This is a genomic window from Veillonella sp. HPA0037, from assembly GCF_000411535.1.
GTDB classification, from domain to species: domain Bacteria; phylum Bacillota; class Negativicutes; order Veillonellales; family Veillonellaceae; genus Veillonella; species Veillonella atypica.
This window is the reverse complement of the sequence record NZ_KE150483.1, coordinates 1,389,888-1,403,291: the sequence shown is the minus strand read 5'-3', so window position 1 is coordinate 1,403,291 and position 13,404 is coordinate 1,389,888. Positions and strand designations below refer to the sequence as shown.

10 protein-coding genes are annotated in these 13,404 nt (G+C 41.1%); 3 read left to right on the top strand and 7 right to left on the bottom strand.

Features of this window, described 5'->3' with window-relative positions:
• Positions 1-149: 149 nt before the first annotated feature.
• The 5 genes from HMPREF1477_RS06350 to HMPREF1477_RS06330 all read right to left on the bottom strand — a co-directional run bounded on the left by HMPREF1477_RS06350 (position 150) and on the right by HMPREF1477_RS06330 (position 4,773).
• Positions 150-1,127, bottom strand: coding sequence for a M23 family metallopeptidase (locus tag HMPREF1477_RS06350; protein ID WP_009661386.1), 978 nt, complete (start codon positions 1,125-1,127; stop codon positions 150-152).
• A 53-nt stretch (positions 1,128-1,180) separates the two neighbouring features.
• Positions 1,181-1,702, bottom strand: a complete 522-nt coding sequence (locus HMPREF1477_RS06345) for a DUF4446 family protein (protein ID WP_016476263.1) — start codon at positions 1,700-1,702, stop codon at positions 1,181-1,183.
• Positions 1,696-2,973: a [FeFe] hydrogenase H-cluster maturation GTPase HydF gene (hydF, locus tag HMPREF1477_RS06340; protein WP_016476262.1), complete on the bottom strand. Its 1,278-nt coding sequence runs from the start codon at positions 2,971-2,973 to the stop codon at positions 1,696-1,698. Before hydF ends, HMPREF1477_RS06345 begins: the two co-directional genes overlap by 7 nt.
• A complete protein-coding gene (locus tag HMPREF1477_RS06335; RefSeq protein WP_038148108.1) occupies positions 2,973-3,884 on the bottom strand; it encodes a ParB/RepB/Spo0J family partition protein in 912 nt (303 codons plus the stop codon). The genes hydF and HMPREF1477_RS06335 overlap by 1 nt, the downstream gene beginning before the upstream one ends.
• Before the next feature lie 115 nt (positions 3,885-3,999).
• Positions 4,000-4,773 (bottom strand): ParA family protein, encoded by a 774-nt coding sequence (locus HMPREF1477_RS06330; protein WP_016476260.1) that lies wholly within the window; start codon positions 4,771-4,773, stop codon positions 4,000-4,002.
• Positions 4,774-5,177: 404 nt separating this feature from the next.
• Here HMPREF1477_RS06330 and HMPREF1477_RS06325 point away from each other — a divergent pair, with 404 nt between their 5' ends.
• The 3 genes from HMPREF1477_RS06325 (at position 5,178) to HMPREF1477_RS06315 (ending at position 9,572) form a co-directional block, all read left to right on the top strand.
• Positions 5,178-5,930 (top strand): hypothetical protein, encoded by a 753-nt coding sequence (locus HMPREF1477_RS06325; protein WP_016476259.1) that lies wholly within the window; start codon positions 5,178-5,180, stop codon positions 5,928-5,930.
• Positions 5,931-6,170: 240 nt separating this feature from the next.
• Positions 6,171-8,603 (top strand): homocysteine S-methyltransferase family protein, encoded by a 2,433-nt coding sequence (locus tag HMPREF1477_RS06320; RefSeq protein ID WP_016476258.1) that lies wholly within the window; start codon positions 6,171-6,173, stop codon positions 8,601-8,603.
• Positions 8,604-8,714: 111 nt separating this feature from the next.
• Positions 8,715-9,572, top strand: a complete 858-nt coding sequence (locus tag HMPREF1477_RS06315; protein WP_016476257.1) for a methylenetetrahydrofolate reductase — start codon at positions 8,715-8,717, stop codon at positions 9,570-9,572.
• Between the two features lie 404 nt (positions 9,573-9,976).
• Here HMPREF1477_RS06315 and rsmG read toward each other — a convergent pair whose 3' ends face one another.
• Both rsmG and mnmG read right to left on the bottom strand, forming a co-directional pair.
• Positions 9,977-10,729, bottom strand: a complete 753-nt coding sequence (gene rsmG, locus HMPREF1477_RS06310; protein WP_016476256.1) for a 16S rRNA (guanine(527)-N(7))-methyltransferase RsmG — start codon at positions 10,727-10,729, stop codon at positions 9,977-9,979.
• Between the two features lie 738 nt (positions 10,730-11,467).
• The gene (gene mnmG / locus HMPREF1477_RS06305) at positions 11,468-13,339 is read right to left on the bottom strand and encodes a tRNA uridine-5-carboxymethylaminomethyl(34) synthesis enzyme MnmG (protein ID WP_016476255.1); all 1,872 of its coding nucleotides are present in this window, start codon (positions 13,337-13,339) and stop codon (positions 11,468-11,470) included.
• Positions 13,340-13,404 lie beyond the last annotated feature (65 nt).

Sequence of the window (13,404 nt, the reverse complement as noted above, 5' to 3'; positions counted from 1 at the left end):
CCGCGTAAGCGCAGTAGCTTCCCCACTCCCGCCAGTTTAGTAATTAATGTATAGCGTAGAAAAGGAGTGTCCTCCAAAAACAACTTCGGGCTCCGCGCAAGCGCAGTAGCGTGTTGTTTTTGGAGGACACTCCCTTTCACATAGCATATTTAATTACTAATTGGCAAAAATACCATGGGATCAACCGCGGATCCATTAATCCGTACTTCGTAGTGTACGTGTGCGCCAGTACTTTTACCAGTACTACCCATAAGAGCGATGACTTGGCCTTGTTTTACGGTCATGCCCGGTGTAACGAGAACGGCGCTATTGTGGCCATAGCGAGTCACAAATCCGTTGCCGTGATCGATTTCTACGAGGTTACCATAACCGCCTTCGGTGTAGCCTGCAAATGTTACGGTACCCGCTGCAGTAGCAACGATAGGTGTGCCGTAATCGTCAGCGATATCAACACCTTCGTGGAATGCGCTAGCAGCACCGGTCACAGGATCGACACGAGTGCCATAAGGGGATGTAATAACACCCTTACTTGGCCAGATGCTTGGCGTTGTACTATTCGTATATCCACCAGAACCTGTGGTGTAGTTCAATTGTTGCAATGCAGCGATGTCTTGAGCCCCACCATCACGCAAGATGTTTCGCATCGTGTAGAAGCTAACCAATAATTTTTGTGCATCCTTATCTAATTTAGATAGTCTTGCTGAAAGTTGCGCCGCACTTAGCGTGGGACTAGTCTCATCGCTAGCGGCTTCCTGCTTTGGGTCAGAGCCATCGCTACCACCTTGAGATGGTGTGCCGGACTCAGCACCCTTTAACATTTGTTTATTTTCTTCACTAATTTGATTTAAGTTTTGGATTTTCTTATCCAACACTTCTGTTTTTTGTTGTAACAGTTTTAGTTGTTCTGTTTGCAATTGTGTTTGTTGACGCAATTGAACGATTTCTGCTTGTCGTGCAATGCCCCAAATGGATAAAACAAGTGCTGCTACAAATAAGATTACGGCCACTACAGCTACAATCTTCGCTTGTTTATGACTCAATGTAATGGTGCAATTATCACCATTCTGAGACACTACAGAACTCAAAATACTTGGTACTTTCAAAATGCCTTCCTTACTTTTAATCATTCTTCAACTCATCATGCATGTGCGCTCTATATGAACACAACAAAGCGATTTGCCTATTGAGAATGGATAACGCTCGCTAACGCTTCCTCATTCGTACGTTCTCCAAGCGCTTCATTTAAACTTTCTAATTCCTCTTGTGAAAGATTAACGAGACTTTTACCTTTCACAATTGGTTTACTGAAAATACGAGAGTCATTTCGGCCATAGATACTGGAAATGCAAACCCCATTATTATTACCATCAAGCAATGTAAGGGCAAAGGACAAATCATTGCCGATGTTATCAAATGCATTATACTTCTTAAAGCCGATTTTTTGCAATGTGTTGCCTTGAATATTGCGAATTTGAGTTTGTTCCTCAATCATATCCTGCAATCCCTTTGCGGCCTCGCGAATTTCAGTGATTTCTACTGAAAGTTTACGTTCTAGGCTAGCCCCATTTTCACCTTGCATGAAGAAATTGAACTTCTTCGTTAAGCTCCCTAATCTAATGTGTAGGATAATGCAATATACCAATAAAATAACGGCTAATGCGCATCCTAATACACCGATATAGGGTTGTATAGATTCTAACATTCAAAACCCTTTCTATCTAATTCGTCCATAAACGGACTAATAGCACGTTCTAGTATACCATGTAATGACGCAATAAGTACACCATAATTCACAATAGGCGTACCTTGCACAACGGCACAATCAATGCGCCGTAACACCTCGCGACGCGTCAACATACAAGCCCCGCAATGGATGATAAGATCATAAGCGCTCACATCCTTAGGGAACGCACCACCGCTGGTAAATTCAAGCTGTAGATCCGTATGCCCCTTCTTTTTAAGCCACATCGGAATTTTAACAGTTCCAATATCATCGCATTGGCGACGATGTGTGCAGCCCTCACTGATGAGCACACGCGCACCAGGTTTCAAGTTGTTAAGGGCTTTCACCCCCGTTACTAAATCCTGCAATTTTCCCTTGAACCGAGCCATTAAGATGGAAAATGATGTTAATGGAATATCCGCAGGCGTCAACGCATTCACCGCTTCAAAGGCTTGCGAATCGGTGATAACGAGTTTTGGTTTTTGTGAAAGCTTATTGAGCATGGTCGGTAGCTCTTCTGTTTGGCACACCAAGGCAAGGCCTTTATGGTCCAAAATCTCACGAATTGTCTGAACCTGAGGCAAGATTAGACGACCCTTTGGCGCCGCCGAATCAATAGGACATACCAAGATAATAGTATCCCCTGGATCAACTAACCCTTGTAATAGAGATTGCTCGCCTTCTACATCGAGCGGTGTTAAACCACCTAGCAAATCAAGCAATGTAAGACGATCCCGATTCGATGTAAAATCAGTAGAGCCTACGACAGTGGCAATAGCTGACAAATCAGGATACGCATCTACATAATTTGAGTTAGTATCATTACCATTGCTATCGTCGTCATGAGTACTTTCACTATCAGAAGCGTTAATTTCATTGATGAGTAATGCGATAGGCACATTGTTTTGTTTCAACTTATTAAGCCATATCATATCATCAGCAGTGGGCGCTTTATCATTACGCAACACATAGACAGCGAGATTGATTTTTTTGATAATTTCTTCGGATTTTTCAATGCGAAGAGCGCCCAGTTCCGATGTATCGTCAATTCCCGCCGTATCGGTAATGACCACAGGGCCTAGAGGCAATATTTCCATAGATTTGCTAACGGGATCGGTCGTAGTGCCTGCCACCTCAGACACAAGGGATACTGGTTGATCCGTTAGCATATTAATTAAGGTCGACTTACCCGCATTACAACGGCCAAAAAAGCCGATGTGTACGCGATTAGCCTTTGGTGTTTGTTCCATTATACGCGAAACTCCATTGTTTCTTCATGTTCTGTGCTCTCCTGAGCATCCATATACGCAATAAGACGTTCTAATTCAGTTTCAGAGCTAAAGGCAATTTCAATTTTACCTTGTACCTTCTTACCAGCTCTAAATTTAATAGATACTGGAGAACCTAGGCTCAATTTTAAACGATCTACCAATGCGCGAACCTCAGCTGTATCATGTGGCTCTGTAGTGTCTTTAGACTTAGTCTTTTTAGACATCATTGCTTTCACGAGCTGCTCTGCTTGACGAGCGCTTAATTCGCCCTCTTTGATGCGCTCTGCTGCTTCTACTTGTTGCGCTGCACTACGTAAAGCCAATAAAGGTCGAGCTTGACCAACAGTTAAATCGCCTTCAATCAAATCCTTTTGAACAGATGCAGCTAATTTCAAAAGGCGCATCATATTGGCAATATATGAACGACTACGTCCAAGTCGTGCAGAAATCATCTCCTGAGTTTGCTTATACGTATTCATCAAACCTTGATACGCCAAAGCTTCTTCAATCGGATCCAGACCTTCACGTTGGAGATTTTCTACTAAAGCGACTTCTGTCATTTCCTCTGTATTATAATTTTTTACAACTACAGGTACTGTTTCTAAGCCCACCATCAATGCAGCGCGATAGCGGCGCTCACCGGCTACGATTTGGTATTTATCCTTTTGCTTGCGAACGACGATTGGTTGAAAGATACCTAAATTCTTAATAGATTCAGCCAAAGTAGCTAAACTTTGTTCATCAAAATTCTTACGTGGTTGATCCTCATTAGGAATTACATCCCCTATAGGCAACTCGTGAACTTCACGCTCAGGTAAAGCCGTCTCTATAGACTGTTCTCCTATCATTGCTGCTAATGTTTTTCGTTCCTTTTTCTGTTTCATCGCCATAATTAACCCCAATCTATTAGTACTTTCACACCGCATATATAAAATGCAGCACAAACCAATATACAGTTTGTGCTTACATTACATAATCATATTTATTTAGTCTATTCTATACCAATTATTTCGTTTTCTTAGAATCTCGAATAACCTCTTTAGCTAATTTAGTGTAAACAGCTGCACCCTTTGATTTCGGATCATATACAATAATCGGTTCCCCATAACTTGGTGCTTCACTGAGGCGAACATTTCGAGGAATAATTGTTTTATACACCTTAGTACCAAAGAACGATTTTACCTCATCTGCCACTTGGACAGACAAATTAGTACGTCCATCAAACATAGTGAGTAACACACCTTCAATTACAAGGTCTTTATTAGATGTTTGTTGCACGATTGTAATCGTCTTAACAAGCTGACTAACACCTTCCAAGGCATAAAATTCAGTTTGAATTGGAATCAAAACACTGTCAGCCGCTGTGAAAGCATTCAATGTTAGCAAACCAAGAGATGGCGGGCAATCAATGATGATAAAATCATACTCATCGCGTATAGAAGCAATGGCTTTTTTCAAAATTGTTTCACGTGAAACAATCCCTACTAATTCTACCTCAGCACCAGCCAATTGAATCGTTGCAGGCGCTACAAAAAGCTTTTTAAGCATTGTAGGTTGAATAACATTAGCAATGTCTTCGCCATCTATCAACACATCGTGAATACATAATTCCAAATCATCTTTTTCAATGCCTAATCCAGAACTAGCATTACCTTGCGGATCCAAATCTATTAATAACACCTTTTTGCCTGCATCAGCTAAACAAGCACTGAGATTAACAGATGTTGTAGTCTTGCCTACACCGCCTTTTTGATTAGTAATCGCTATTACTTTGCCCACAAAATTCACCTCGACTTTACGTTCAAAAATATTTCATTTCATTATAACATAGGGCACGCAAAAGAAATAGAACTTTATAGGTATAAGCATCGTTTTTCAAACAAAATCTAAAAACATATAAGAATGTTTCACGTGAAACATTTATAAAAAACATACGTTCTTGTCAGCATATAACCATATAACGGTTCATAATTTTATTTGATTACGTATTATGTCTGTATTAACTTAAGCCACCGGACATAAATAATGACATATAACTTTTTTCTATGGACGCACCTTAATAAATTATATGAAGCTATAGCCTTTACAGTATATATAGATATATTTATACTTATAAAAGACAGTATTTTAATAGGTTTAACATTTTAACCATAAAATCTATTTTATTAAAGGAGGCGTTTCTCATGCCCATTTATAACGGAATGCTTCCCGTCATCAACAAAGATGAAGTAAAGCGATACGCAGGACTCCGTCATGCCGAAGATTTTCCAGAAAAATTCGTTGACGAAGCTTGTAAAGAAATTCAATTATTAGCGACACCAAAGGGTGTCTATCAAGAATATGATTACGATGCGGAAAACAAAGTTATCCTAAGTAATCCGCCGCTCAAAATTGAAGGCTCTATCATTGAAAAGCACCTTGAAAAATCTACAAAAGTGTATGTGCTAGGTGTAACGGTCGGCGAAGACGTCGAAAGACGTAGTGAACAATTATTCAAACAAGGCAACTACACCGTAGGCCTATTGCTAGACGCGGCTGCAACAACTGCAGTTGAACAAGTGGCTGACCAAGTTAACGAGGTAATCAATAATATTGCTAAGAAACAAGGCTATGCACCTACATGGCGTTTTAGCCCTGGCTATGGTAACTGGCCTTTAGAAATTCAACCAGAGCTCGGTAAAATCATCAAAACCGAACAAATCGGTCTACAAGTTACAGAAAATTACTTGTTATTCCCAAGAAAATCCGTAACAGCCATTATCGGTTTAATGCCAGGCGATCAATGCTTAACAACAAAACGCGGTTGCAGCTCTTGCTCACAAAAAGATTGTCAATCAAGAAAACTTCCAGAAAAAGCAGCAACTCCAAAGCCAGAAACAAGCAAAACAACAGCTGAAACATCTGGTATATCTATGAAAGCACAACCAACAGAATAATATTTAACACACAATGTTTCACGTGAAACATCACCTTGTACATCTGTACCATTGTACCCATGTGCAAGCAAAAATGTTTCACGTGAAACAATCTATTTATAGTATTAATAATTGGAATGTAGGTCGCCAAGGTTCTGAGACCGACTTTGCCAGGTCTAGGCCCTCGGCCGACGACCGTTAAGGCGGTGGAGGGCGAATGTCCTTGGCGACCTACATTCCAATACATAAAGGATGATTCACATGTACATTTTTGACGGCGCTATGGGTACAATGCTCCAAGCAGCAGGCCTAGAAGAGGGTTATTGCCCAGAATTATTTAACGTAGAACGACCAGACGTAGTAAAAAATATCCACGCACAATATTTACAACATGGTAGTGATGTAATTACTACTAATACATTTGGCGCATGCGGCCTTAAATTAGAAGATTACGATTTACAAGATCGTGTAAAAGAAATGAATATAGCAGCTGTAAAGGTTGCCAAAGAAGCAATTGCAGAGTTCAAGCCATCCGCTCGTGTAGCTGGTTCTATGGGCCCTACAGGACGGTTTTTACAACCTTTGGGCAATATGAGCTTTGATTCTATTTACGATACATATAGAGAACAAGCAGAGGCTTTGATTGAAGGTGGCGTTGATTTCATCATTATCGAAACGATTATCGACGTACAAGAAATGCGTGCCGCTCTATTAGCATCTTTGGATGCTCGTGATGCAGCAGGTAAGACTAAAGAAGATGTACAAATTATCTGTCAATTTTCTTTCAGTGAAGACGGTCGTACCATCACTGGTACACCTCCAGAGGTTGCTACAACTATTGTAGAGGCAATGGGGGCCGATATCATCGGTATTAACTGTTCTCTTGGACCTGAACAAATCACACCACTTATCGAAAAAATCGCTAGTGTTACTAATTTACCAATCATCTGCCAACCAAACGCAGGTATGCCACAACTCATTAACAAGCAAACGGTATTTCCGCTTTCAGCAGAAGACATGGGCCCATTGATGATTCCAATTGTTGATGCAGGTGCAAGTTATGTAGGTGGCTGCTGTGGTACAACACCAGCGCATATTCAATCGATTTCTGACGCTGTGAAAGCACATACGCCTAAGGAACGCGCTCATATTGAGCCTAAAACGGTGATTACAAGCCGTACAAAATTGCTTGAATTAGGTCATAATGTAAAACCATTGATTATCGGCGAACGTATCAATCCAACAGGCCGTAAAGTGCTTGCTCAAGAGCTACGCGATGGTTCTTTCATCCGTGTAAAACGCGATGCCTTAGACCAAGTAGAGGCTGGCGCAGATATCCTCGATGTGAATATGGGTGTAGCCGGTATGGATCAAACACCTTTGATGGAAAAAGCCATCTTCGAATTATCCATGCTTGTGGAAACACCATTATCCATCGATACATTGGATCCTAAAGCCATGGAGGTTGCCCTTAAAAACTATCCAGGTCGCGCACTTATTAACTCTGTAAATGGCGAAGAAGAGTCCATTACACACGTTATGCCATTGGCTAAACGCTATGGTGCCGCATTGCTTTGTTTGCCAATCTGCAGTGGCGATTTACCTGAAAAGGCTGAGGATCGCGTTGCTTTGGCTGAAAGCATCGTAAATCGCGCATATGGCTATGGTTTACAACCACACGACCTCTTGCTTGACCCATTGGTATTAACACTTGCCAGCGGTGAAGATAGTGCACGACAAACGCTTAGCACATTGCGTTTATATAAAGAAAAATTCGGTTTCCCAACTGTTATGGGCTTATCCAATATTTCCTTTGGCATGCCACAACGTCCGTATCTAAATGGACAATTCTTAACAATGGCCCTTGCATCTGGTTTGACTACACCAATCATGAATCCGCTCAACTACGCAGCTAAAAAAGCATTTGTATCGAGCACTACATTACTTGGTTGGGACCCAGGTTCTGCTGAATTCATCAAAGAATATGGTTACGAAGACGAAACTACAGCACCAGGCAATGCGGCGCCAAAAGGTCCAGATAAAGCATCCTTTGATAGCAACGATCCATTAGCTAATATCCGCGCTTGTGTAGAACAAGGCGAAAAGGAAGCTATCGTAGAACTTGTTAAAAAGGCATTAGCTGACGGCATTGATCCACTAGATATTACGAAAAAAGGGCTTTCAGAAGCCATGAACGTAGTAGGCGACAAATTCGGTTCTGGTAAATTATTCTTGCCACAAGTTATGCTCGCTGCGGAAACGATGCAAGCTGCTTTCAACACTATCAAAGAAATCATTCCAGCCAGCGACAGTTTAGATAAAGGAACCGTTGTTGTAGCCACTGTTAAGGGCGATATTCACGATTTAGGCAAAAATATCGTAGCCGCTTTACTTGAAAATAATGGTTACAAAATCATCGATCTCGGCAAGGATGTTGACCCTGAGGTCATCGTACAAGCCATTAAGGACAACAAGGCGGCCCTCGTAGGCATTTGTTCCTTGATGACGACCACAATGCCTCAAATCGACAATACTATCGCTGCGATTCGTGCAGCCGGCCTTAAAACGAAGGTCATGGTTGGTGGCGCCGTAGTATCCCAAGATTACGCTGACCAAGCGGGCGCAGATATTTACGCCAAGGACGGCATCGCGGCTGTAAACCACGCGAACGATTTCTTTGAAACTTTGAAATAATGGCTAATCTAGGCATATAATATAGGTAATACTCATGGTGAAAGTCTAAAATAATGCTCACATAACGCATATGAGGCTTTCACCATACATAGAATAGATAAGAGGTATATGATGACATTACGTGAGAAACACCAAAATGGCCAGTTCACCATCACCGTTGAATTGGACCCACCTAAAAGCAGTTCTGCCCAAAAGGTTTTTGAACAAGCAGCGCGCCTAAAAGGCAAGGTTGACGCCATAAACATTGCGGACAGCCCTATGTCTAAAATGCGCATGAGCCCTATTTCCTTGTCCTATTTATTGCAACATAACGAAGGCATCGAAACGATTTTCCACCTCACATGCCGTGACCGTAACATCATAGGTTTACAATCCGAACTGCTCGGTGCTGCAGCACTTGGCGTTAATAACATTTTGACTCTGACAGGCGATAAGCCAGACCATGGCGACCATCCATTCGCACAATCCGTATTTGAAGTGGACTGCATGGGCTTACTAAATATTGCTAAAACATTGAACAGCGGTAAAGATTTAGCAGGTAACGACCTCGATGAACCTACGAACTTCTACATTGGCGCTACAGGCAATCCTGGTTCTCCTGATTTAGAAATCGAGCGCCAAAAACTAGCTGCTAAAATCAAAAATGGTGCTCATTTTGTGCAAACACAACCAATCTATGATTTAGAACAAGCTAAACGCTATATCGACAAAATGTCTGAATTCAATGTACCTATTATGCTTGGTTTGATTCCTCTTAAAAGCTTTAAAATGGCAACATACCTTCATGAAAAAGTACCTGGAATCAACCTTACCCAAGACATTCTAGACCGCGTAGAAAAAGGCGGAAAAGAAGCGGGTACAGAAATCGCTATCGAAACCTTGGAACAAATCAAGAAAATCGCTGCAGGCGTACATATCATGCCGCTTAATGATATAGATACGACTTTGCATATTATTGATCACGTGTAATACTTTTAATGCAACAATAAAAGGAATGTCCTCCCAAAACCTCCACCGGCCGGGTCTGACTACGCCCTTCGGGCTTCGCAGGGCCAAAGTCGGTTTTGGAAGGACATTCCTTTTTTCGTCTATAAAACATACACGTAATCAATAATATGCAAATCTTAAAAGAACAGGGAACAAATCAAAAACTGATTTGTTCCCTGTTTTGTTTTCGATATAGCCATTGGTGTTAATATGCTACAATCTTTTCCTATTTATTGTTACTCATAATATAAATTTAATCTAAAAACACCTTTCAAAAAACGACTTTGGCCCTGCGAAGGCCGTAGGCCGGAGTCAGACCCGGCCGGTGGAGGCTTTTTGGAAGGTGTTTTTAGATTGCTTACATTAATGAAAAAGATTGTAGCATATTATAATAATGGTTTATCTTTGATTTCTTTAGGTTTTCTAGGATATTTCCCAGGTGTTGTTCCTGTTTTCTTAATGTACACGATAGCTCGTTTATCATCCAATGTCGGTAAGGTCACGGTTCTTACATCTTCGATGGATGCTTTTAATGTGCTAAGGGCTTTATCAGATTCGCCGACTTCTTCTTCGTAGATAGCGCCTTTTAAGGCGATAACATAGCCGCCTTGTTTAACGTAGGGCACGGTCCATTCTAATAGGATTGGTAATCTTGCAACGGCACGGCTTGTGGCAATATCAAAGCTTTCACGATAGTCCTGATGACTCAAATCCTCAGCGCGTCCATGCAAGGTCTTACAGTTCGTCAATTGCAATTCGTCGATAACGAACTCAAGGAAGGTAAGGCGTTTCTTGAGGGAGTCAAACAAGGTCACGTGCAAGGTTCTGTCATAGATGGCCAAGGGAATACCAGGGAATCCAGCACCGGTTCCGACGTCGATAATGGAGGATCCAGATTTGATAATCTTCGGATCATAACAAGATAGAGAATCAATCATGTGCTTAACCACGACTTCCTTCATATCCGTAATACCGGTGAGGTTAAGATATTTATTTGTTTCAATCATGCGTGCATAGTACACGTAAAAATCTTTTGATTGCTGCAGTGTGCATGGCAATCCAAATGCTGCCATTTGTGAAAGCATATATTCTACAAACTCAGATTCACTAGCGATAGGCACATCATATTTTTCTTTCATCGGTGCTCCTAACTATATGTATGTAATTTAGGCTAAAATTTATTTATTTGCGCTGTAAGACCTGTTTAGGTGTTTTTAGGATAACTTATGTATAAAGCACTTAAAAAAGAGCATACAAGCGAAATATAAGAGTCATATTTGTATCTATTATACCATATTCTCAATATATTCTCATTTATTATATAGATAAAAGTGCAAAAAGAGTAGGTACGCATAAAAATCTTATATCATCTAAACTGCCTCATAATTGTAAACCTATTTTGTTAACCTTCTAACACATCCTTTTTCAAATTTATATATCTTATTTCTACCTTTTAAATTTTACTGTTTATCTATAATTTATCACTATGAACTTTTCTTCACATATAAATTGTTTTGTCTATTCTGAATATACACTTAATGTATTTCTCTAGTGTACATATTTTACTGGTATAATAATATGTGTTTTATAAATATTCATATAAATATACAAACTTTTACGTATATACTCACTTTTACATTTATAAAAAATAAAGCTTGCTAATGGTATCATTTATAGATACACTACAATCAATAGGAGGTGATACCCATGAAACAAAAATGTATGTGGTTCTTATTTAAACTTGGGCTATCCTTATTTACTCCAGATTATATGAGTCAAGGTCGCGAAGTCGATGAGCATCAGGAACGGGAAACCTTATAACAGAAAAAGCTAGTTAATCAAACGATTAGCTAGCTTTTTCTATGTAATCACATATTCTATTTGTTCCTATTGTATTGTTCCAATTGAATTAACAGAACAGACACATCCGCCGGGGATACGCCAGAGATACGGCTGGCTTGGCCGATGGAGTGAGGGCGAATTTTATTGAGTTTTTGTTGCGCTTCAAGGGAAATGCCCTTAATTTCTGTATAGTCCCATTTTTTTGGAAGGATTTTTTCTTCCAGTTTGCGAACCTTCTCAACTTGTTCCATTTGCTTTTTGATGTAACCTTCGTAGGTAATAGCAATATCCATAGCTTCTTCTACGTCAGGTGTAAAGCGTTTCAAACCGAATGCATCAGCTACGGTAGCATAGGAGAGTTCATTACGTTTTACCAAATCATATGCGTGGATGCCTGTTTTAATAGGGGCTGTACCTAAGCTTTCAAGTAAAGCTTGTGTTTCCTTAGATGGATTGACAGGTGTGTTTCGTAATAATTCCATGCCTTCTTCGATGGCCGCTTTTTTAGCTGTAAATTTAGCCCAGCGATCATCTTTCACAAGGCCGATAGCACGACCTTTTTCGGTAAGGCGCATGTCCGCATTGTCTTGACGAAGCAATAGACGGTATTCGCTACGGCTCGTCATCATGCGGTACGGTTCGTTGGTTCCTTTTGTTACTAGATCATCGATGAGAACGCCGATGTATGCTTCGGAGCGTGCAAGGATGAAAGGTTCCTTACCTTCGAGCCACAAGGCTGCGTTAATACCCGCCATAAGGCCTTGAGCAGCAGCTTCTTCGTAGCCAGAGGTACCATTAGCTTGACCTGCAGAGTAGAGGCCTTCAATATGTTTCACTTGAAGGGCTGGCGTCAATTGTGTTGGGTTCAAGCAATCGTATTCAATAGCATAGGCAGGACGCATGATTTCGACGTTTTCAAGACCAGGAATGGTGCGAAGAAATGCGTATTGTACGTCCATAGGAAGGGATGTACTCATACCTTGTACGTACATTTCATTTGTGCCCATTCCTTCTGGTTCTACGAACAATTGATGACGTTCTTTATCGGCAAAGCGCACCACCTTATCTTCGATGGAAGGGCAGTAGCGCGGGCCAACACCTTCAATTTTACCGCTATACATAGGAGCACGATGAATATTGCTTTTAATAATCTCATGCGTTTCCTTATTCGTATACGTCAACCAGCACACATCTTCGTTGCGGTTGATCCATTCGTCCATAAAGGAAAAGGCATGATGATGTGCATCGCCTTCTTGAACGGCCATATTTTCAATATTAAGCGTCCGTTTATCTACGCGGGCTGGCGTGCCAGTCTTAAAGCGCATCAATTCAACGCCATTATCTAGTAGGGATTGAGAAAATTGTTCCGCTACCCGTTGCCCATTTGGGCCACCCACATAGTCGATATCACCGATGAGGATTTTGCCTTTCAAATAGGTCCCTGTACAAAGAATGACAGCCTTAGCGCCATAGAATTCGCCAAGCTCAGTAACGATGCCCGTTACCTTGCCATCCTCAACCTTGAGCTCCGTAACCATGATTTGCTTAACATTGAGATTATCCGTATTTTCCAAGGTATGTTTCATCAAATGTTGGTATTTAATTTTATCCGATTGGCAGCGCAAGGAATGCACGGCAGGGCCTTTACCCATGTTGAGCATACGCATTTGAATAGCCGTAGCATCCGCATTGATACCCATTTGACCGCCCAACGCATCGAGCTCATACACAAGATGGCTTTTACCAGGACCGCCAACGGCAGGGTTGCACGGCATAAGTGCAATATTATCCAAACTGATGGTCGCCATCAACGTGCGATGACCCATGCGGGCGCAGGCGAGGGCCGCCTCACAACCAGCATGACCGCCACCAATGACAATGACATCATAATTATCTACTGTGTACATATCTATTGAATTCCTTATATTTATTACTTATTTTGAAAATTTATTTTACTAAAATCACGAGGTCA